Origin of the sequence: Brucella tritici (genome assembly GCF_008932295.1) — a bacterium.
Classification (GTDB): domain Bacteria; phylum Pseudomonadota; class Alphaproteobacteria; order Rhizobiales; family Rhizobiaceae; genus Brucella; species Brucella tritici.
Genome location: NZ_WBWA01000016.1, coordinates 1 through 21,638, shown reverse-complemented (window position 1 = coordinate 21,638; position 21,638 = coordinate 1). Strand labels below are relative to the sequence as shown.

Below are 21,638 nucleotides of genomic sequence, written 5' to 3'. Positions count from 1 at the left end.
AAAAGCCTGCATATTTGCATGGAATTTTGTGGCGACGGGCGGGCAAAAGTAAGGCGAAATAAAGGCTAGAAGCCCAGGCGCTCCCGCAAAGGCTTTCGATAGGAACGCGAGACGGGCCATGCCTGATCGATGCCGCGCATCCTGACCAGCCATTTGTCGATCATGCTTCTGTCTATGTCCGAAACCTGTAGAACGTTTATGAACGTGGTGCGGTGAATGCGGAAAAAGACACTTGCCGGAAGAATGCCTGCCCATATGCCGAGCGGTCGGGAATCGAGAACCATGGAGCCGTCGCCAAGCCATATCTCGCTGTAATTGCCTGCCGAACGAACCCCGATGATTTCCTCCGGGGAGATTCCGCGCATTACCCCACGTTTGCTGACATAGATTATCGATGTCGGGTCGGGCTCTTCGTCTGAAACCGGCTCCTCATCGGGTGTCGCATATTTTGCCTGTGCAATCAGGTGCGCGCACTGGAACATGGCTTTGATTTCCGTGCGTGACCAGCGTCTGGTTTCCGCGGTCGTATCGAAGCCGATGATCCCCCGCAGCCGGCCCTGGTGAAAAACCGGTATGCTGAGAATGCTCTGGTTTCCCTGCCGCAGGAACTCTGCCTGAATAGGGCGTGCAGTGCGTGGCAGACCTCTGACATCGTGGACGGCAACGGCCTGTCCTTCGGTCAGATAACGGTGCAACCATGCAATCAGTGTGGTGGGAGCTTCCTGAAGTTCGGAAATATAGGCCGTGGTGTCGCCCTTGCACCATTCATGCGTATTGCGAAACCGCAGAAGATCGGGCGCATATTCGATCATCCATGCCCGGTCGGCGCGCGACGCATTGCCGACGAAGGCCAGAAACTCTGAAATGGCGCTTTCGACGGGTTTCCGGAGCAGATGCAGCGCGCAAACATAGGGCCAGTCAAGTGCCGGTGCTTCCGCGCACTCCTTCTCGGAATAAATCCGGTAGGCTCCAACAGCACTGTCCAAGCCGCTCCCCCAAAATGTTGCGTGATCGAAATCGGTCTTCCTATAATAGCTGGACAGTATATTGAATATAATTGCCCGCTATTTGCAATAGAAATCACACGGTCAATGCAACCGTTTCAGCGGGTGATTTACCTGTTTATGCAGGGAAATAATCAGGAATAGAACAGATTTATGGGGTAGTCCGGTCAAAAGCCCCGGAAAGCCTCGGTATGTGTGGTGATAGCATAATCATACCGAGGCTGCGCATTTGCCTGATTCCGCCGAAGCGGTGCGCCGGATCAGATTAGTGATCATTACGACAGAAAGAAGTCTTACTTCACAAGGCTATTGAATGGCTGTGGATCAATTAATCTGGACCCAAATTATTTCCATATCGCACGAATTTTATTTCAAATACTTCGCGCAGCCATGCCTCCAATCTGACTTTCTGTTCAGCCAATATCTTCGACCTGATCGAGATATTGGCCGTATCCCTCTGCTTCCATCCGGTCTTTCGGAACGAAACGGAGCGATGCCGAATTGATGCAGTAACGAAGACCGCCGCGATCAACCGGTCCGTCCGGGAAGACATGCCCAAGATGACTGTCACCATGCGCCGAGCGCACTTCCGTCCGCACCATGCCATGCGAAACATCGTTCAGTTCTGCAACATTTGCGGGTTCGATCGGCTTGGTGAAGCTGGGCCATCCGCAGTGGGACTCATACTTGTCGGCAGAGGCAAACAGCGGCTCGCCGGAAACGATATCGACGTAGATACCCGGCTCCTTGTTATAGAGATATTCACCGGTTCCGGGGCGCTCGGTGCCGCTTTCCTGTGTGACACGGTATTGCTCCGGCGTGAGCTTCGCAATCGCTTCCGGGTTCTTGCTGTAGGTCATGATGTGCGCTCCCTTGATATGTGCTCTGAATCTAGTGATCTGATTCCGACATTTGCGTCCCTCTGATACAGGCGCCGAGCAAATGTCGGAATCGCAAAGACCACTAGTAACTTTATGTATCTAGTGGATTTTTCAAATTTGACGTTTGAAACAGCGTCTCATTCAGTCGGGATTCAAACGTCAAATTCAATCCACTAGGATGAAGGGAGCAACTATTCCAGTCCATCGCAAATGACGACCTGTTGAAGAATGGATTTGCGTACGAAGAAGATGTCTTCGCACGCAAAGCGCTGAGATCAGTCGACGGCAATCATGACGTCGGATGCCTTCACCACTGCATAGGCGGTGCCGCCTGCCTTCAGGCCAAGTTCGTCAACAGCCTCGTTGGTGATGGACGAAGTGACGATCACACCATTGCCAATATCAACCCGAACGTGGGATGTGGTTGCACCTTTGGTGACTTCGACGATGGTTCCTTTCAGTCGATTGCGGGCGCTTATCCTCATCATGCTATCCTTTCGAGCTTTGGGTTCCGTTAGTGAACATAGTGCGATTTCATCAAATTGCGACGGAGAAAAGGGCGCCGAAGTGAGGCTTCTGTTTCAATATTTTCTCGAAAATCGGTGGCGCAGCGCCAGCTACTCACCGGCTGATCCGAACACGCGGGAAGATTTCCATCGTCAGATAGTGCTCATCGAAGCTTGAAATATGAACGAGGGCGGAGCGGTTCAGAAACTCGACCTCATTGTTGCGGAAAACCAGCAGGTCGTCTTCGCGAAGTTCGCGCAACATGCGGTTGATGTGGATCGGCGTAAGCCCCAGCGCATCGGCAAGCTCGCTCTGAGTCAAGGGACAGATGAAGCTGTTCTCGTCACCTGTTCCGTTGATCCGCGCCCTGTGGCCGAGTTCGAGCAGCAGATGCGCGATGCGCACAAGCGCGCTGCGGCGACCGATGCTGATGAGATGCTCGATCAGAATGGCACGCTGGCGAGCCATTAGTTCCATGAATGTCATTGCGAGGCGAGGAGACTTGATCAGGCTTTCGGTGAGGTGATCCAGAGATATCTCAAGGACGGAAAGCTCGGTAACCGAAATCAGCGTATAATAATTGAAGCCGAGTCCGGTTCGGAAGCCCAGAAAGTCACCTTTCATGGGGAAGTCGAGAATCTGGCGATCACCGTCGGGCAGATCGCGATAGATGCAGCCCCATCCGCTCTTGATGATATGGACCGAGTTGGCCCAGTCTCCCTGACTGCTGACGACCGTGTGAGCAGCATAGCTTTTTGACATTATGGGCAGGGCGCCGAGCACGCTGAGATCGCTTTCATCGAAAACCGCACCAATGGGTGCGCTTTCCAGAAAATGGCGCAGCGTTCTTGCTTCGTCCGCATTTACCACCATAGAGCCTACCTGCCGTTTCGCCCAGCACAGGAGAAGATAAGTTTTAAGTCTGGCGCTCCCCGCGTTCCTTTTCCCGCCTCTGCCCAAGAAGCCGGTCCTCAAATGAGTTTCAGCGAGGGCATTTGTTTTGGCAAGGTAGTAATTTCTACCACTAATTGGGTATATATCCGCGCTTCACCTAAACCATATTCTGCGAAACCCCTTAATCTAGGTTAATGACACCCAAAGAATTTTCGGGCAGTCTTTTCATCAAAATAAGAACAAAAACAAGAATTGCTTTCGGGGTTTTATCTAGATCTCAAGAAGAAAAACAAAACAGGCAAACAATGCGCTTCCGTGATTGTGATGTGCAAACAATGGAGTCGTGCGCATAAGTTGATTTAGAGGGCGAACAAATGAACATTTCTCCACAATTCAGTAGCAGGACGAGTGAATTAAAAAATAACGGCTTTGGGGCGGCAAAAGACAGTTCTTTTAAACCTGAACAGCCTAACGAAAGCATGTTGCCGCTGCTGGTCATCATAGACAACCGTGCGTTGGATCGTGAATGCCTCGCACATGGACTGACAAACCACAGCATCGAAATGTCGATAGCCACATTCAGCTCATTCGAGCAGTGGCAGCATCAGCGGCGCGGCCGCACGGCGGGCGCGGTGCTTTTCAACATCGGCGGCCAGAAGGTTTCGGACCCGGCTGTCGGAAATTATCTCAATCGCATCGTTACTGATTGCGCTCCGGCGCCTGTCATTCTTCTGGCTGACAAGGAAGAAATCTCGCAGGTGCTCAAGGCGCTCGATCACGGTGTGAAGGGTTATATTCCAACGTCGGTGAATGTGAATGTCTGCGTTGAAGCATTAAGGCTCGCCATGGCAGGTGGAACTTTCGTTCCGGCCAGCAGCGTGCTGGCTCTGCGTCACGCCACCGATCCGAATTCTCAGCGGCTGCAGCCTCTTGGCGGAATGTTCACCCAGCGTCAGGCCGAAGTGGTCAATGCGCTGCGCCGGGGCAAGGCGAACAAGATCATCGCCTATGAGCTGAAGCTGCGGGAAAGCACGGTGAAGGTTCATATCCGCAACATCATGAAGAAGCTGAAAGCGTCCAACCGTACCGAGGTGGCTTGCATCATCAACGAGCTGTTTCCGTCGGAGACTTCGTTTTCCGATCTGCAATAGGTCGGAAACTGGACCAGTGGGCGTTCGGCAGCCTGCGGATTGAATTATTCCGTGAAGGAGAATTTTGGTGATTATCTCCGACGTTTCATCAGGAAGCGGGCGGCAGCCGGTGGCTGACCTGCTCGATATTATAAAACGTAGAAGAATAATGCTTGTCGTGCCGGTGCTTGCGGGCATCGGCGTCGGCTTTGCCGGCTATCTTACAGCACCGGTCAGTTATGTGTCGGAGTCGGTACTGGTGCTGGATATGCGGCGATTGCAGGCACTGCCCAGTGAAAGCGCAATCACGCCGCTACCGCAGGACAGTCCGGTTCTGCGGTCCGAACTCGACATCATCAATTCGCGCATGATGGCGCGGAAAGTCATCGACATCCTGCAAGCGGAGAACATTGTCGTGCCGACGGAGTTCCGTTCGCGCACGGTGCTGTCGTCTGCTTCCGATACGGGCTCGCAAGCGAAAGGTGCGCGTGATGTCGATCCGGCGATGCGCGAACGCCAGCAGATCGACCTTCTTCTCTCGCGGTTGCGGGTTACCAATGACGGTCGGTCCTATACGATTTTCGTTTCCTATCGTGCGTCCGATCGGGTTTATGCGGCACAGGTCGCCAATGCCTTTGCGACGGCCTATCTCAACCACCAGATCGATGTGCAGCAATCGGCCACGCGGCGTATCAGCGATTGGCTTGGCGATAAGCTGGGCAATTTGCGCAGCGATCTTGAAAATGCAGAACGCGCGGCGGAAGAGTTCCGCCAGAAATCCCGGCTTGCAGGCGAGCAGGGGCAGATCAGCTTTCAGGCCCAGCGCGTTGCGGCGCTGAACAGCGAGATTGTCGCGGCAACAGGTGCGGTCTCGCTTGCCGAGGCGCGGTTGCGCACGGCCCAGGAGCTGAAGAACAACAATGAAGCGCCTGCGCTCGCCGAAGTGCTGGCATCGCCAGCGATCCAGAGCCTGCGCAATGAGGAGGCGCGTGTCGAGCGCCAGCTTGGCGAGTTACAGTCGAACGGAGCGCTGAAAAGCGCCGAAATTCCTGTGCTGAAGGCTGAACAGGAAGCGCTGAAGCAGCAGATTTCGAACCAGGTCGGCGAAATCATCAAGAGCCTCGGCAACGAAATCCAGATTGCACGGCAGCGGCGCAGCGGACTGGAAGATGCGCTGAAGAATGCGGAAGCCGATCTTGCCGAAGCCAACCAGGCGCAAGTGAAGGCCGGGCAGCTCGACCGTGAAGCCAATGCCAGCCGCACGGTCTATGAAAGCTATCTCACACGCTACAAGCAGTTGATCGAGCAGGACGGTATCGCCGCTCCGGAAGCGCAGATGATCTCGCCTGCCGAACCGGCCATGGCCAAGGCCAGCCCGAACTTCGCCAATTGGCTGCTGTTGGGGCTGGGGCTGGGCGGGCTCGTCGCGCTTGTTGGCACCATGCTGAAGGAAACATTCGACAAGATCAGGCCTGCGCAAACGGCGTCTCTGGTGCTGCCCGGCATTCCGGCAGCGACGCTGCTGCCGGTTTCGCCGCGGCTGACTGTGCCGCTTCTCGTCAATCGCGGTCTCGATCCGGCCAGCCCGTTCGGTCGCGCCATCAAGTCGGTCCATGACCGTCTTCGGGTTCTGACACGCGGTCGGGATTCGCTGGCGCTGTCCGTCGTTTCACTGTCTGACGGCGAGGGAAAGACGCTGCTGATAACCGCACTTGCACAACAGATAGCGGCGACGGGCCTGACGGTTGCGGTCATCGACGCAACGAATAAGCGAGCGGGCCTGTCGGAGGCCTTCGGGCTTCCGCACAGCGATTACGGCGGTGTGTCGACCGGACGTCCGCTCACTGGCGCAACACTCGTGCACGATCACGGTTCAGGGATCGATATCATCAAGCCGAACAGGCAGATGCGTGAGGGAGACTGGCTGGCCGATCTGATTGCCCAGTTGCGCGCCGATCACAAGATTATCCTCGTGGATCTACCGGCGGTTATGGAAGACAAACGTTCGGTTCTCCTGTCGCGGGCGACGGATACGGCGCTTCTCGTCGTGCCGTCCGACTGCCAGGATCAGCACGCGACCAATGCGCTCATCCAGACGATGGCGTCGTTCGGGCGTAAGCCTGCGCTTGCGGTCGTGAACCACAATTCCTCGTCCTATCGAAGCTGGATAACGGTACCTGTCGTGCTTTGCGGGCTGGGTTTGCAGAAGGCGAAGCGGAGCGTGAGCGCCATGTTCTCGCGACGGCGCAAGCCAGCCACAGATGGCGTTCAGGAACAGGCGTGAGGGGCAAACCATGTCACACAAGATCATCAAAAACCGCATCGGCATGCATCTCCGGGCCACTGTGCTTTCCGGGCTCCTGCTTTTGGGCGGAAGTTTCGGAGCGCTTGCCGATGGGCAGGCCTATCGCGTAGGTCCCGACGATGTGCTTCAGGTTACCGTCTACGGGCAGCCGTCGCTTACAGGGCTTTATCCTGTCGATGTGGACGGCAATATCGGCTATCCGGTGGTCGGCAATATTTCAGTCACCGGACTGACCACCAATGAGATCAGCGAGAAGATTGCGGGATCGCTATCTCAACACATTCCGGGGCTGACGGTCACTGCAACAATCAATCAATATGCGCCGGTATTCGTCGTCGGTGATGTCAAGGCGCCAGGAAAGTACCAGTTCCGGCCCGGCATGGCGGTGCTTGAACTGATGGCATTGGGGGGAGGAGCCGGCAAAACTGAATCTCAGGCTTTGACCGCCGGTATGCAGCTCATTTCCGCACAGCAGGAATATGCCGATCTGCAGATGCAGCTCAGCGCCATGGCGATCCGGAGGGCTCGCTTGCAAGCGGAACTGGACGGTACGGAATTCGCCTACGCTTTGTCGGATCAGACGCTTGCAAACAAGGAGACGGCATCCCTGCAGCAACAGATGCTGGAGGGCGAAAAGACATTGTTCAATGTCCGTCGCAACAACCTTGCCGCAGAGCGAAAGGCGCTCGAAGCGCAAGCGGCGAGCTATGGTGATGAAATCCAGACCTTGCAGCAGAGCATCAAGCTGCACGACACCGAAATCCAGCTATTGCAGGAGAATGTCGATTCCAGCAAATCGCTCGTGGATCGTGGCCTTGCAGCCAAGTCCAACCTTCGCGACATGGAACGTGATCTGTCGGCTACACGGCGCGCTGCGCTGGAGCTGGAATCCTTTCTCGCGCGGGCAAGGCAGAACCAGCTCGCCATGGAACAGCGCATCGCCAATCTGGAAGAAACCCGCAGAAGCGAGGCGGCCACCAATTTGCAGGACATTGATCTCAATGTAGCCCGCATGGAGCGCCGCAGCAATTCACAACTCCAGGCCATGGCTGAGATTGCCAAGTCTTCCGGCAATATTTCTGCATCGACCCTGCGCCAGAAACTGGTCTTCTCGATCAGCCGTAACGTCAATGGCAGTTTCCAGGATATCGTTGCAAACGAGAACACGGAAATCAAACCGGGTGACATCCTGCGCGTCGAGCTGGACATGAGCAGGATCGGCGGCGGCTCGCCCTCATAGGGCGAGCTTTTTCCTCAACCAAATTTGGAGACGACGCTGCGCGTCTCCCCAGCATGAGGGATGCTGGGGAGACTTGTCCAGGATTGACAATGTCGGAGAGAACGTCGCGGCTTGATCGGGAAAGCGGATTTTGCTTTCCCGGGGGCTTCAAGCGGCGACAGGATCGGCGGTTTCCTCCAACCAATCACGATAGACTTCACGCAGGCCGTCCTCCAGACGAATTTGCGGCTTCCAGCCGAGCGCCCGCATCCGCGAGGTGTCGAGGAGTTTGCGCGGCGTCCCATCGGGCTTGCTGAGATCATGTTCAAAGCGGCCTTCATAACCGACGACGCGCGCGACGGTCAGCGCCAGATCCTTGATTGAAATCTCTTCACCCGTACCGATGTTCATCGGCTCAATGCCGTCGTAGAAACGCAGCATGTGCAGGCAGGCATCGGCAAGGTCGTCCACATGCAGGAACTCCCGCAAGGGCTTGCCGGTGCCCCAGAGGGTGACATGGTCGATGCCTCGCAGCTTGGCCTCGTGAATCCGCCGGATCAATGCCGGCAGGACATGCGAGCTGGTTGGATCGAAATTGTCGTTTGGACCGTAAAGATTGGTTGGCATCGCCGTCATGAAGTGATTGCCGTATTGCCGTGCGCAGGCGCGGGCATATTCAAGCCCGGCGATCTTGGCGATGGCATAGGCTTCGTTCGTCGGCTCCAGCGGGCCGGTCAGCAGGGCCTCCTCGGTGAGAGGCTGCACCGCGTCGCGCGGATAGATGCAGCTTGAACCGAGCCACAACAGGCGCTCGACGCCGTTCTGCTGGGCGGCGCGGATAAGGTTCATCCCGATCGCGAGATTATCGTAGAGAAAGTCTGCCGGATATTGCGAATTGGCAAGAATGCCGCCGACACGAGCGGCTGCGATGATAATGACATCCGGCTTGCGTCCGCTGACAAAATTTTCCGTCAGTCCCTGCCGGGTCAGATCGAGGGTGTTGTGCGTGGCGGTGATGATGTCGCAGTCCGTGCCTTGCAGGCGGCGCAGGATGGCCGAACCGACCATTCCCGTGTGCCCGGCAATGAATACCTTCTTGCCTTCGAGCGAATAGAGCGGGACGGGGATTTCAGCCGTAGAAGTCATTGCGTCCAACCTCCCGCATGATATTGCGCAAATCCCAGTCGACCATCTCGGTGACGAGATGGTCAAAGCCGGTCGTATGCTGCCAGCCGAGGCGATTTTTCGCCTTGGAGGCATCGCCGAGCAGGAAGTCGACCTCGTTCGGGCGGAAATAGCGCGGATCAATCTCGATCAGGCAATTGCCGGATTTTCGGTCGCGGCCGATTTCTTCCACACCGTCGCCCTGCCATTCGATCTCCTTGTCGACGGCCTTGAAGGCATGTTCGACAAATTCGCGCACGGTGTGCGTTTCGCCGGTTGCCAGCACATAGTCGTCGGCAGTGTCTTCCTGCAGGATGCGCCACATGCCCTCGACATAATCACGGGCATGGCCCCAGTCACGGCGGGCATCAAGATTGCCGAGCCGCAGCCTGTCCTGAAGGCCGCGTTCTATTGCCGCGACAGCTCGTGTGATCTTACGGGTGACGAAGGTTTCGCCGCGAAGCGGGCTTTCGTGATTGAACAGAATGCCGTTGGAGGCATGGAAGCCATAGGCATCGCGATAATTCACCGTCGTCCAGTATGCATAGAGCTTTGCCGTCGCATAAGGACTGCGCGGGGCGAAAGGCGTCTGTTCGTTCTGTGCCTGGGGAGAACTGTTGCCGAAGAGTTCCGATGTGGATGCCTGGTAAAAGCGGCATGTCTTGCCGAGCCCCAGAATCCGCATGGATTCAAGCAGGCGCAGCGTGCCAAGCGCATCGGCATTCGCCGTATATTCCGGCGTTTCGAAACTGACCTGGACGTGGCTTTGCGCGCCGAGATTGTAAATCTCGTCGGGCCGCACTTCCTGAATGACACGGCACAGATTGGTTGCGTCCGTCAGGTCGCCAAAATGCAGGCGGAAGCGAATGTCTTCCTCGTGCGGGTCCTGATAGAGATGATCGATACGCGCCGTGTTGAACGAGGAAGACCGCCGTTTCAGACCATGCACGCGATAGCCTTTATTGAGCAGAAGCTCGCTTAGATAAGCGCCGTCCTGTCCGGTCACACCGACGATGAGAGCTGTTTTCTCCTGCAAGGACTTCCCTCCGATCAGAAACTTGATGAAACCATGTTAGCGATTTCCTGCGCGGGCAGAACGGCTCCAAAACGGCAATCGCGGGCCGCAGCCTCCCTCTTCGGATGAGGCTGGAAGCGCGTCCGGTATGGTCGGTTTCACCCAAAGAGGTAGGCGGTTCGCCCGGTGTCGGTGCTGGCCATGCCTTTGTGTTCCTTGCGGTATCTGCCGCGCTGTTGCGATCCTTCTGCTTAAGCGGACCAAGCAATAGGAAGCGAAATCATGCGTGTGGTGCTAGCCAATCGTTACTTCTACCCGGACCAGTCGGCGACCAGCCGCATGGTGACGAGCCTCGCCCATACGCTGGTGCGTGAAGGCATTGAGACGACGGTGCTGGCAAGCCGCAGCTATCACGACAAGCGGAAGGACGTGCTGCCCGCGCGGGAAACGATCAACGGCATAGAAGTGCATCGCATATGGACCTCGGGCTTCGGTCGGGGAAAGCTTGTCGGGCGAGCGGTCGACTATGCGACATTCCATTTGTCCGCTGCCGCCTGGTTTGCATCGAATACGCAGAAGGACGATGTTTGCGTCGTCTGCACCGATCCGCCGCTTCTTTCCGTTTCGGCTGCATTGCCGGTTCGTATGCGCCGGGCAAAGCTGGTTAACTGGGTGATGGACCTTTTCCCCGAAACGGCGATGGAACTCGGCCTCATCAAATCCGATACCGTTTCCGGCAAGCTCGCCCTGATCCTGCGCAACTGGTCGATGCGCCAGTCGGCACTGACCATCTGCCCGATAGAGCGCATGGCGCATTATCTTTCAACACGCGACATTCCGGCGGAAAGCCTCAGCGTGGTTCACCACTGGGCCGACCGCAATGAGATCGTTCCGGTGGAACCGGCGCAAAACCCTTTGCGCCGCGCATGGGGGCTCGGTCGGAAATTCGTCATCGGCTATTCGGGCAACTTCGGACGCGCGCACGAATTCAAGACAGTTCTCGATGCTGCCGAGCGGCTTCGGCATATGAAGAGCATCGTCTTCCTGATGATAGGCGAGGGGCAGCAGCGTGGTTTCGTTGAAAGCGAGGTCAAACGACGCGGCCTGACCAATGTGATGATGAAACCGTTCCAACCCGTTGATAAACTTTCTGAAAGTCTCGGCGCGGCCAATGTGCATCTGGTTTCGCTGAAGCCGGAGCTGGAACATTGCATCGTGCCCAGCAAGTTCTATGGCGTACTTGCAGCCGCGCGACCGACAATCTTCATTGGCGATACGGAAGGCGAGATCGGCACGATTGTTCGCGATTTCCAGTGTGGCATGGCGCTGCGGCCGGGCGAGGTCGATGCGCTGGTCAACGCGATCCTTCATTTGCGCCATTCGCCGGTCGGGCGCATGTCGATGGGCAACAATGCCCGCTATCTGATGGAAACGGCCTATTCGCGGGAATATGGCGCTGCGGTCTGGCAATCCGCTATCTCGCGGCTCGAGGAAAAGGTGGTGCCACAAGCCATGCCGGTTCTGGACCGGCAATTCCAGCCGAGGGAACTATGATGGACGGGTCTGTTGTCGTCAGCCAGCTTGGCGCGCGCATGCATTATGCAGTCCCGCGCATTTTCGCGAGCCGGGAAAAACTAGCGCATTTCTATACGGATATATGCGCGCTCCAGGGGTGGCCCCGCCTGTTGAACGGCCTGCCGCCGTCAATGTTGCCCGCATCCGTGCGGCGGTTGGTGGGGCGTACACCGCAAGGGATTCCACAGGAGCGCATGACGACCTTTCCGACGTTCGGTCTGCACTCTGCCGTGCGCAGGCTTTCCAACCAGACAGGGCCGAAATCCACGGCTAACGCCATTTGGGCGGGCGAAACTTTCGGCAGGCTGGTGGCGACAAGCGGCTTTCACGGTGCAAGCGGTGTCTATGCTTTCAGTGGCGAAGCGCTGGAATTGCTGACGGTCGCAAAAAGACAGGGATTATGGACCGCGGTGGAGCAGATGATCGCACCGCGCACCATTGTCGATCAGTTGGCCTGTGAGGAAGAGGTGCTTAATCCAGGCTGGCAGATTCCGGTCGCAAATGATGTTCATGCCGATGTTTTTGCCGCGCGTGAGCAGGCGGAATGGCAGATCGCCGATGCCGTGGTCTGTCCATCCGATTTTGTGGCGCGTCATGTGATCGAGGCAGGCTGCGCACCGGGAAAAGTCGTCGTTGTGCCCTACGGCGTCGATGATCGTTTCTTGCTGGATCCTTGTCCGCGTTTGCCCGGACCGCTGCGGGTTCTCACTGTCGGCGCGGTCGGGCTTCGCAAGGGCTCGCCCTATGTCGGCGCGGTGGCGCGAGAACTTGGCGACAAGGCACATTTCCGCATGGTGGGGCCAATCGATGCCCAGCCGGAAGCGCAGGCAAAGCTTGCCGCGACGGTCGAACTGACCGGGCCGATACCGCGTAGCGAAATGCGGGCCCAGTTTGAATGGGCGGACGTGTTTCTGCTGCCATCGCTCTGCGAAGGGTCGGCGACAGCAGTTTATGAGGCGCTTGCCGCAGGCTTGCCGGTCATCTGCACGGACAATACTGGCAGCGTCGTGCGACATGGCATAGACGGTTACATCGTTCCGATCCGTGATGTGAGTGAAACCGCCGAGATATTGCGGCAATTTGTCGGCAATCCTGCAACGCTGGCCCGGATGAGCGACAGCGCAAGGGAGAGGGCCAGCGATTTTACTGTTTCACGCTATGGCGAGCGACTTCTACAGGCGCTGGCAAAACATTCGAGGGCAGATGCAAAATGAAGATCGTTCACGTCATCGGTTCCTACGATCCTGCTAAAGGTGGCCCGCAGGCTGTCGTTGTGCGCCTTGCAGCGGCACAAGCCTCGCTCGGTCATGAAGTGACAATCGTGAGCTATTGCGATGATGAGGTGAGCCGCCGCGCCAGCAAGGCTACGGCGACGATACCCGACTTCGGGAAGGTGCGCACGTTGCTTCTCCCAATGCCCGATCTGCGGGAAACCTTGTCCGGCGGAGCTGCCGCGAAAGCGATGGAAGCGTTGGTTCGTTCCGCAGATTTCGTACACCTGCATGGCGTATGGGAGACCAATCTTCTGCGGGCTGCAATGCTCTGCCGCCGCTTTTCCGTGCCTTACTGCATATGTTGTTGCGGCATGCTTGACATGTGGAGCATGCAGCAGCGCGCATGGACGAAGAAGCTTGCTCTGGCGCTTGGCTTTCGCCGCATGCTCGACGGCGCGGCCTTCATTCAGGCGCTCAATGCGGATGAAGCCGACCTGATGCGCCCCCTTGGACTGAAACCGCCATCGATGATTATCCCGAACGGTATCTTCCTCAATGAGGTTGAGGGCGACGGTGACGTCGCCGTGCCCGGATTGCCGGGACGGCCTTATGTGCTGTTTCTGTCCCGGCTTCACTACAAGAAGGGCCTTGATATTCTTGCGGATGCCTTTCGTCGGGTCGCACCACTGTTTCCCGATGTGGATATGGTAGTCGCCGGTCCTGATGGCGGGGCTGAAGATGAATTCCGTGAGCGTATTCGTCTGTACGGACTTGAATCGCGTGTTCATATGACCGGCGGGCTTTACGGTCCAGCCAAGATCGCTGCCCTGAAACAATCGGCCTGCTTCTGCCTGCCGAGCCGTCAGGAAGGGTTCAGCGTTGCCATAACCGAGGCGCTTGCCTGCGGTGTACCGGTAGCGATTACCGATGCCTGCCATTTTCCGGAGGTTGCCGAAGCGGAAGCCGGGGTGGTCTGCTCGCTCGATCCGATGGCGGTGGCCTCAGCGCTTGAGCGGATTCTGGAAGACCCGAACGGGGCAAAGCGGATGGGCGCAGCCGGTGCCAGGCTCGTGCGTGCCAATTACACCTGGCCACGCATCGCGCTCCAGACGATTGCGGCCTATCAGAGCTTCCAGTCGCTAAAGAGCGATGCCGTTGCGGGGCGCAGGCGTCTTCGATCCGTTTCCGCCGCCTGATAAGTCAAGGCTTTCGCCTCGGGCGCACCTGCTTGGCCGGATTGCCAGCATAGACCATCCATGGATCCATATCACGGAAACTGACCCCACGCGCGCCGAGAACTGCGCCTTCACCGATGGTTACGCCCGGCCCGACGAAAGCTTCCGCCGCAACCCAGCCATATGGCTCGATGCGAATGGGTGCTGCCGTGAGCGGAAAATCCACCTGATCAATATTGTGTCCAGCCGTGCAGAGATGTGCGCGCTGCGAGACGATGGCGAAGGGCGCAAGCGTGACATGCGCGACGTTATAGCAAAGCGCGCCCGGCCCGAGCGATGAATGAGCGCCCATGGTCAGATTGGCTGGCCACCAGATGCGCGCGCTGCCGCGTACGATCGCAGTCTTGTGAACCTTTGCACCGAAGGCACGCAGTACGGCGCCGCGCCAGCGCCACAGGAAGGACGGCGTCCATGCCGCCAGCACCAGCCAGCTTGCCTGCCAGATTAAACGCCGGACACGATGCCCGAGAGTGAAGGTTGCCCCGCCTTCCATGGGGCGCGACGATGTCTTGCGGCCGCTGATCGGAATGGGTGGGTTCTGCTGTGATGCGACGGACATTACGATCATCCTTTACAAGAATTGTGGCATGGCAGCGCTTCGCTGCGGCGGCATGGGCAGGTTAACTGAGCTGTTGCGGATGCGACAGAATGAGAGGACAGGGATCAGGAAAAGCGCCATGTGCAGCCAGACTGTGATGACCCAGTCGGTCTGGTGGGAAATGGCATGCATCGCGGGCACGATCGACATCATATAGACGAGTTGCCCCAGCATCTCGTCCGCCATGGCAGTCTCCCAGAGCCGACGCATGGCCCAGGCGAGCACAAAGAACTTCAGTGCTCCGAAATACCAGAACGACGAAAAGGCATCGACAAGGCCGGTCTCGGTCGTTCCGGTGACCGGATTATAGTCGCGGCTTGGCTGCGGCGTATCGAGACGGAGCGAGTCTTTAATGCCTGCGCCGACGAGCTGCGCGGGCACGAAGGTGAACACGATGCGGTTCCAGTGGAACTTGCCATAGTCGAATTCCAGCCTGCGGTCGATCTCGTCGATACGTTGCACGGCATTGCGCATTTCCAGACCGCCGCGTTCCAGCGTTTCATTGAAGTTGGCGGTGTAGTCGATCTGCATGATGTCATCGAGAACGAAGCCGGAAGCCGCGCGTGTGATCTGCCGGTAATCGCCCATGCTGGTCATCAGGAATGTCCCGGCAAAGATGCCGACGAACATGATGACACGCGGTACGATCATGCGGCGATAGAACCAGAAAGCCAGCAATATCATCAGCAGGAGCTGGATCGCCTCGGCACGTTTTCCCGTCACCAGAATGCGGTCGAAATAGAAGATCAGATCAAAAAGGATGATCGCCAGCGCAAACCACGACGGACGCCGTGCAAAACACAGGAGGGCGATGGCCAGCCCGTAGGGCATGAGCTGCGCGAAAAAGAGGTAGACCACCGGCATGCCGGTCATCTGCACGCCGATGGAGACTTCTCCGGGGAGACGGCTCAGGAGGAAATAGAATACGGCACCGAAAACCGACAGGCAGGCTGCGGCCCACGTCAATCGCCGCTCGCTGAAACTCATGCTCAGAAATCTGATCGGGCGCTTTGTCATACGCCAGCCGAGAAGCAGCATGGCAAGGGACAGAATGCCCATGATCATTGTCTTGGCATAAGCCCCCGATGGCAGAAACTGGTCATGAACAAGGGCAGGAAGCTGTGGCAGCAGGAAGCCGAAAGTCATCACACCGGCAAGGAACGGAAACTGATACATCCGTTCCGGGCGGAAGAAGAGACCGCCCGCCATGAGGTACAGGACGAAACCGGCGAAAATCCAGGTGAGCGAGAGGTTCATTGTGTCACTCCCGCTCCACCGCATACGTTTGAAAGATCGGGCGCCGGTTCAACCGACGAAAGATCCTGCGGAAAGATGCGACCCGAAAGCAGATACCAGCCAAGCTTCATATACTCCTTGACGACGAGTTCCATATCCGCTGGGGTCGTCGGAAACCCGGCGCGACCGCCATCGCCGCCTATGGGGAACGAGATGAAGCGCATCTGGGGGCATGCGGCGCGAAAGCTCGCTATTGCGCGTCGCGAATGATACCAGTTGGTCACGATCACGGCGCTTCTGGCCTGAATTTCACGCATGACGGGCGCGGAAAACCGCGCATTCTGCCATGTGCTGCCGGACTGGCATTCCACGACGATCGCAGACGGCTTGACGCCGTTGCGCACCATGATCCTCTTGTTCGACAGACAGTCACCGTCGCCTGTGACAAGGATCACCGGCGAACGGCCTTCCTTCCAGAGGCGGGCGGCCTCTACGGCGCGGGGCGGTCCATCTCCGCCGGGCACCACGATCACATCGGCTTTGCCGCCGTCGTCCTGCAAGGTCAGAACCGGCTCGGAAAAAAACATCGCGGCGAGCCCCATCAAAACGGCGCAGGGCAGAATAACGAGAAGCATCATACCATACGCCGTTCTGGTGCTTCGGTTTTCAACGGGGGCATGACCGCTGGAGCGTCCGCGACGAGTGCCGACTGGCGCTGGCGCTGTTCTTCCATCTTGATAACGATCATGAACTCGTATGCTGACAGCAGGCGGCAATAGAGATAGCCGGGTTTGCCGTCGAGAAAACCGCCGCGCAGCACATACATGTAGACGAAACGCAAGGTGGGCCGACAAGGCAGATTGTAGGACAGGGATTTTAGTGCCCGCCGTCGCCGTTCCGGATCGCCTGACAGGAGACCGCCCCAGTCGATGTGTCGCTCCAGAAGCCGTGCTGCCGACAGATCTGCCTCGACGGAGGAATAGAGATTGTGTTTATCGTACCAGGAGGCCAGTCCCTTGTTGAAGCTGTAATGAATGAAGTGCGCCTGCAATTGGCCGCTGGGACCTCCGGTGGCGCGCGCATGGATGGAGCGCTCGAAGCGCACGCGATCGCGGCGAACCAGCCGGGTTATCCATGTCGGATAGAGGCTGGCATGGCGTATCCAGCGCCCCATGAACATGTTCTTGTAGCGGAGCCGGAAAAAAACTTCGGGCCGGTCTGGATCGGCAGTGACCGCCAGTATTTCGTCGCGCAGGTCCGGCGGGGTGATTTCGTCCGCATCAGGCGTATAAATCCAAAGATGCTTGAATTCGATTTCCGTCAGCCCGTACATGCGCTGGCGGTCCTCGGTGTCATAGGTGCGCTGGTAGACGCGCGCGCCTGCCGCTTTGGCGATTTCCACGGTACGGTCGGTGCTGAAGGAATCGAGCACCACGATGTCGTCGCACCAGTCGAGTGAGGCGAGGCAGGCTGGCAGATTGACTTCCTCGTTGAGCGTTCTGATGAGGACGGATACGGTCATGAAGTTGCCCCTGGATAAGTGATGTTCGGTTTAGTGTTCGGATTGGCCTCGGCCATTGAGGCCGCAACGATCGGACGAGCGCCTCTGGTCATGCGCAGTACGAAGAGCGTGTGAGCTGCGGCCGGGATCGCCAGTGCCAGCAGCATTGGCCAGACGGGTATGTCGAGCCGCACGGCGATGTAGGCGATGGCGCCCGCAATCAGGTTGAGTGTCATAATCGCGACGGTTGTTTGCCCACAGGAAAGCCCCGCATCCATCAGCAGATGATGCAGGTGCTGCCGGTCCGGCGAAAACGGGCTCCTGCGTGCGGACATGCGGCGCACGATCAGGCTCAACGTATCGATGACGGGTACGATGACGATCCAGATCAGGATAGGAAAGGCGACAGCGGCGGGTCCGCTCGCAAGAATGAGGATAAATCCGGCAAGGGCCGCACCAAGCAAGGTGCTGCCGCCATCGCCGAGGAAAAGGCTGGCCTTCGCGCGCCAGCGATGCCGCATGTTGAAAACGAGAAAACCGAGGCACGCGGCTGCAAGAGCGAGCGCCTGCAGCCCCAGGCGATGTTCGCCAATACCGAAACCAATGACAGCCAGCCAGAAAAAGGCGGCGGCACTCGCCGACCCGGCAAGTCCGTCCACGCCGTCACTCATATTGACCGCATTGACGAGACCCACATTGAAAGCGAGCGCAATAATGAGGAAAAGCGGTCCGGTCAGAATCTGGATCAGCATGTAGGGAGCCGGCGTGGCGGCGGTTTCGATGCCGTCGGAAGCAAGCCCGAGATAGGTCTGCCGTATCCCGGCGATGGCGATAATCAGGAAGGCTGCGAGCAACTGGATTGCAAGGCGCGGGGCGACAGGCAGGTTGAAACGGTCATCAAGAACGCCGGTGACAAGGATCAGCACAAGTCCCGGCAGCAGGGCTACGGCATTTGCATGGCCCGAAACGCCGGATGCCAGAAATGCAGCTACGAAAAAGGAGAGAAAAATGGCGATGCCCCCGCAAAGCGGGACGTTTCCATCGTGTCTTTTGCGGGTGTCGGGAATGTCGATGAGATACCATTCACGTGCCAGTCCACGAAAACCGAGGCAGAAAGCAACGGAAAGAGCGAAGGCCAGAAGCGTGATCCAGGAAAGACTCGTCATGTCTCCTCCGAGGCGCGTGCAAAAATCAAACTCTGGAAATTTTTACGCACTGACGCCGTGGTTCACGACTTGGCTATAGAGCGTGCTGCATACTCCTTTCAGGTCAGGTGTTAACACCAAGGGCGACATTTCGCGCTTGCGGCAAAGCGTTATCCTTGGGGAAAGCAAGAAAGGCCAGAAGGCCGTCTTTCCGAATGTTCCGGCCAACAGTTCCGGGGGCATGGCATCGTGAAATCGAATCTACAAAACGCATCCAGTCTCCCTTTGAGGAGCGGAACATGAACGGCAGTCGCAGGGGCATTCTCATGGCGGCTTTGGAGCAGTATGCCGCGCTGATCTTCAATTTCCTGACGGTCGTCATCATCTCCCGTGTTCTCAACCCAGCCGAAACAGGCATGGGCGTCATCGGCATCAGCATTTCGGCGATAGTTTTTTCGCTGCGGGAGTTTGCGAGCGCTGAATTTCTCATCAAGCTTGACCGAGTCGAGGACAAGGATCTTCAGACCTCACTGACCTATCTGATGAGTGTCACGCTGGTGCTTGCAGTCGCGCTCTATGCGCTGCGCGGTTTCTTCGCCGCTTCCTATCAGGATCCGATGCTCGGTTTCTTTCTCGACATTACAATCGCTGCCGCCCTTGTCGAAAGCCTGTCCATGCCAATCATTGCGCTGCTACGGCGAGAGATGGCTTTCGGCGTGCTCGCCCGTATCAGGACCGTCGGTTCGGGCCTTGGTGCACTGGCTACAATCGTTTCCGCCTATATGGGGTTCGGCTATCTTTGTTTCGCGATCGGCTTGCTTGCATCGGCCGTGGCAACGACTTCACTTGCCATTACAATCCATCCGTTGCGTCGGCTTTTGCGACCGACATTCGCCAGCATCGATGCAGCATGGCGCTTCGGTATCTATCTCGGCGCAAATTCCAGCCTTGGCAAAATCTGCGAGACGTTTCCTTCGCTCATCCTGGGCCGGTTCATGCCCATTTCGCAGGTCGGTATCTATAACCGCGCAGGCACTGTCAGCGGATTGCCTGACCGGGTTATCCTCTCTGCGATTTTCGCGGTCGCGTTCCCCATGCTCTCGGCGCAGGTGCGCGAAGGTGTGGATATCCGCCAGTCCTATATCCGCGCACTGTCCTATATCAGTGTGGTCTATTGGCCGGCGCAGGTTGTGCTGGCATTTCTGGCCTATCCTGCGGTGCGGATCATTCTGGGTAGTGGCTGGCACGAAGCCGTGCCTATTGTCGCCATATCGTGTACCGCGAACATGTTCTGGTGCCCGGTTCTGCTGACCTATCCTCTGCTGATGGCGCTTGGTCACAACCGGGATGCCTTCGTGTTCAGCCTGATTTCACGTTCCGTCGTGGCACCCGTATTGTGCGTGGCGGCCTTCTTTGGTCTGTTCGCGGTGGCGCTTAGCCAATTCATCACGTCGCCTTTCCAGATGGTCGTTTCGATCCTCTATGTGAAAAAATATGTTTCCTTTTCGCAGCGCGAGCTTTTCGGAGCGTTCGCGCATAGCGCCCTGGTGACCGCACTCACCCTCATTTTGCCATTTGCCGCCTTGGTGGCTAACGGATTCTCGTTCGACTTTTCGCCGCTTTTGGGTGTTGGCATCGGACTTATTGCCGCCGTGAGCTGGATAGTCGCAGTATTTGTCACCCGGCATCCATTTGGTGAGGAACTGCACCATATCTTCATTACATTTGCCAATATGAGCGCCTTCAATCGCCGTATCTTCCGGCGTTGGCGGCAAGGGCTCATATCTTCGACCCCGGCTGAATAGACGAGTACTGTGAGGGAATGCGAATGCACAGTGTCCATATTGCCATCCCGAACTATAATTACGGGCGTTTTCTGCGCGAATGCGCCGAAAGCGTATTGTCACAGCACGGCGTTGATGTTCGTGTGCTGATTATTGACAATGCATCGACCGACGACAGTGCTGTAATCGCGCGCGAGCTTGCGACGGAAGACAGCCGGGTGGAACTGCGCCTGCGGGAGCAAAATCTCGGGCCCCATGCTTCGTTCAACGAGGGGGTGGACTGGGCAAGCGCTGAGTATTTTCTGATCCTATGCTCCGACGATCTGCTCGCGCCGGGCGCGCTGGCAAATGCCGCCGCATTTCTCGATGAGCACCGCGATGTGAATCTCGTTTACGGGCGTATGTCGATGATCGCAGCCGGTACCCGTCGGTCAGAGATAGAATTACCGGAGCCGGGTAAGGCTGGCGGGTGGAAGGTTCGGTCGGGACCGGATTATATCGCAGCCTGTTGTCGCAATGCGATCAGCCTTGTCGACGGCCCATTGGCGATTGTGCGTACCGCAGTGCAGAAAAAGGTAGGTCATTATCGCACAAGTCTGGCTCATACGGACGATATGGAGATGTGGCTACGCTTTGCCACGCAAGGCGCGGTTGCAGAAACCGAAAGCATTCAGGCTTTTATTCGTGCGCATCCGCAGAGCCGTTCCTCCAATATCGCAGGAATATTGCAATGGAACCGGGAGGTTGAAGAAGCTTTCGTTTCCTTTTTCGACCATGAAGGGCGTGACCTGCCCAATGCCCGGCAGCTTATGGCGGAGGTGAGGGACTGCCTTTCGAAACGGGCCTACTGGTCTGCCGTATCCAATGTGTTGCGTCGCGAGAAGGGGGCGGCGGCGCTTCTCGCCGCTGCATTGAAACGAAAGCCTTTGATGGCGCTTGTTCCGCCCTTCGATTACCTTCTGCATCGAAGCGAGCGGCGTAAGCATCTGAAAGCTATGGGTTAGAGCATTTTCCGCAAAAGTGTGAAACGGTTTTGCGTAGGACCATGCGACAAAGCAAATAGTTAGAGCGGTTCCGACGATTCTGTTAAAATAGGAACCGCTCTAGGTGTTTGGTCCCAGCATGTGATGGTGTAGAATTGTCACCGACACAGCGGAGGGAGCTATGGGCCAAATTCTCCACGGCAGCGCCAAGACCACGCACGCCATTCGAGCAGAACTACAGCGATCGA

Annotated in this window: 19 protein-coding genes; 8 read left to right on the top strand and 11 right to left on the bottom strand. The window is 57.3% G+C overall.

The window, feature by feature from the left end; genetic code table 11:
• Positions 1 to 65: 65 nt before the first annotated feature.
• The 4 genes from F9K91_RS16105 to F9K91_RS16090 form a co-directional block, all read right to left on the bottom strand.
• A complete protein-coding gene (locus tag F9K91_RS16105) occupies positions 66 to 986 on the bottom strand; it encodes a LytTR family transcriptional regulator DNA-binding domain-containing protein (RefSeq protein WP_151678199.1) in 921 nt (306 codons plus the stop codon).
• 431 nt (positions 987 to 1,417) lie between these two features.
• A complete protein-coding gene (msrB, locus tag F9K91_RS16100; protein ID WP_151556650.1) occupies positions 1,418 to 1,864 on the bottom strand; it encodes a peptide-methionine (R)-S-oxide reductase MsrB in 447 nt (148 codons plus the stop codon).
• Between the two features lie 296 nt (positions 1,865 to 2,160).
• Entirely contained in the window at positions 2,161 to 2,370 is a 210-nt protein-coding gene (locus tag F9K91_RS16095; protein WP_061347911.1) for a TOBE domain-containing protein, read from the bottom strand.
• A 136-nt stretch (positions 2,371 to 2,506) separates the two neighbouring features.
• On the bottom strand, positions 2,507 to 3,265 hold the full coding sequence (locus tag F9K91_RS16090; protein ID WP_151556651.1) for a Crp/Fnr family transcriptional regulator: 759 nt from the start codon (positions 3,263 to 3,265) through the stop codon (positions 2,507 to 2,509).
• A gap of 500 nt (positions 3,266 to 3,765) precedes the next feature.
• On the opposite strand from F9K91_RS16090, the gene F9K91_RS16085 reads away from it, so the two are divergent.
• From F9K91_RS16085 to F9K91_RS16075, 3 genes are all read left to right on the top strand, one after another.
• Positions 3,766 to 4,437 (top strand): response regulator transcription factor, encoded by a 672-nt coding sequence (locus tag F9K91_RS16085; protein ID WP_235813546.1) that lies wholly within the window; start codon positions 3,766 to 3,768, stop codon positions 4,435 to 4,437.
• Between the two features lie 67 nt (positions 4,438 to 4,504).
• Entirely contained in the window at positions 4,505 to 6,700 is a 2,196-nt protein-coding gene (locus tag F9K91_RS16080) for a GumC family protein (protein ID WP_151678198.1), read from the top strand.
• Between the two features lie 10 nt (positions 6,701 to 6,710).
• Complete coding sequence (locus F9K91_RS16075; protein ID WP_151556654.1) at positions 6,711 to 7,961, top strand: polysaccharide biosynthesis/export family protein; 1,251 nt, start codon at positions 6,711 to 6,713, stop codon at positions 7,959 to 7,961.
• 147 nt (positions 7,962 to 8,108) lie between these two features.
• Here F9K91_RS16075 and F9K91_RS16070 read toward each other — a convergent pair whose 3' ends face one another.
• Together F9K91_RS16070 and gmd are read right to left on the bottom strand one after the other, a co-directional pair.
• Complete coding sequence (locus F9K91_RS16070) at positions 8,109 to 9,086, bottom strand: GDP-L-fucose synthase family protein (RefSeq protein WP_151678197.1); 978 nt, start codon at positions 9,084 to 9,086, stop codon at positions 8,109 to 8,111.
• Positions 9,070 to 10,140, bottom strand: a complete 1,071-nt coding sequence (gene gmd, locus F9K91_RS16065) for a GDP-mannose 4,6-dehydratase (protein ID WP_061347792.1) — start codon at positions 10,138 to 10,140, stop codon at positions 9,070 to 9,072. Before gmd ends, F9K91_RS16070 begins: the two co-directional genes overlap by 17 nt.
• 261 nt (positions 10,141 to 10,401) lie before the next feature.
• On the opposite strand from gmd, the gene F9K91_RS16055 reads away from it, so the two are divergent.
• The 3 genes from F9K91_RS16055 to F9K91_RS16045 are packed head-to-tail and all read left to right on the top strand — an operon-like array spanning position 10,402 to position 14,104.
• Entirely contained in the window at positions 10,402 to 11,673 is a 1,272-nt protein-coding gene (locus F9K91_RS16055; RefSeq protein ID WP_151556657.1) for a glycosyltransferase family 4 protein, read from the top strand.
• Positions 11,673 to 12,908 carry a glycosyltransferase family 4 protein gene (locus F9K91_RS16050; RefSeq protein ID WP_151678246.1) on the top strand — a complete coding sequence of 412 codons (1,236 nt, stop codon included), beginning with the start codon at positions 11,673 to 11,675 and terminating at the stop codon, positions 12,906 to 12,908. The genes F9K91_RS16055 and F9K91_RS16050 overlap by 1 nt, the downstream gene beginning before the upstream one ends.
• On the top strand, positions 12,905 to 14,104 hold the full coding sequence (locus tag F9K91_RS16045) for a glycosyltransferase (protein ID WP_151678196.1): 1,200 nt from the start codon (positions 12,905 to 12,907) through the stop codon (positions 14,102 to 14,104). The genes F9K91_RS16050 and F9K91_RS16045 overlap by 4 nt, the downstream gene beginning before the upstream one ends.
• Positions 14,105 to 14,108: 4 nt before the next feature.
• On the opposite strand, the gene F9K91_RS16040 is transcribed toward F9K91_RS16045, so the two are convergent.
• From F9K91_RS16040 to F9K91_RS16020, 5 genes are read right to left on the bottom strand one after another with little or no spacing between them, the layout of a single operon-like run.
• Positions 14,109 to 14,702 carry an LbetaH domain-containing protein gene (locus F9K91_RS16040; RefSeq protein WP_151678195.1) on the bottom strand — a complete coding sequence of 198 codons (594 nt, stop codon included), beginning with the start codon at positions 14,700 to 14,702 and terminating at the stop codon, positions 14,109 to 14,111.
• 12 nt (positions 14,703 to 14,714) lie between these two features.
• Positions 14,715 to 15,998 (bottom strand): hypothetical protein, encoded by a 1,284-nt coding sequence (locus F9K91_RS16035; RefSeq protein ID WP_151678194.1) that lies wholly within the window; start codon positions 15,996 to 15,998, stop codon positions 14,715 to 14,717.
• Entirely contained in the window at positions 15,995 to 16,612 is a 618-nt protein-coding gene (locus F9K91_RS16030; protein ID WP_412842173.1) for a YdcF family protein, read from the bottom strand. Before F9K91_RS16030 ends, F9K91_RS16035 begins: the two co-directional genes overlap by 4 nt.
• On the bottom strand, positions 16,612 to 17,499 hold the full coding sequence (locus tag F9K91_RS16025; protein ID WP_151651593.1) for a glycosyltransferase family 2 protein: 888 nt from the start codon (positions 17,497 to 17,499) through the stop codon (positions 16,612 to 16,614). Before F9K91_RS16025 ends, F9K91_RS16030 begins: the two co-directional genes overlap by 1 nt.
• Complete coding sequence (locus tag F9K91_RS16020) at positions 17,496 to 18,644, bottom strand: MraY family glycosyltransferase (protein WP_151556663.1); 1,149 nt, start codon at positions 18,642 to 18,644, stop codon at positions 17,496 to 17,498. Before F9K91_RS16020 ends, F9K91_RS16025 begins: the two co-directional genes overlap by 4 nt.
• Before the next feature lie 278 nt (positions 18,645 to 18,922).
• Between F9K91_RS16020 and F9K91_RS16015 the strand changes: the two genes are divergently transcribed.
• Positions 18,923 to 20,428 (top strand): oligosaccharide flippase family protein, encoded by a 1,506-nt coding sequence (locus F9K91_RS16015; protein WP_151678193.1) that lies wholly within the window; start codon positions 18,923 to 18,925, stop codon positions 20,426 to 20,428.
• A 23-nt stretch (positions 20,429 to 20,451) separates the two neighbouring features.
• Positions 20,452 to 21,411 carry a glycosyltransferase family A protein gene (locus F9K91_RS16010; RefSeq protein ID WP_235913098.1) on the top strand — a complete coding sequence of 320 codons (960 nt, stop codon included), beginning with the start codon at positions 20,452 to 20,454 and terminating at the stop codon, positions 21,409 to 21,411.
• The last annotated feature ends 227 nt before the right edge of the window (positions 21,412 to 21,638 follow it).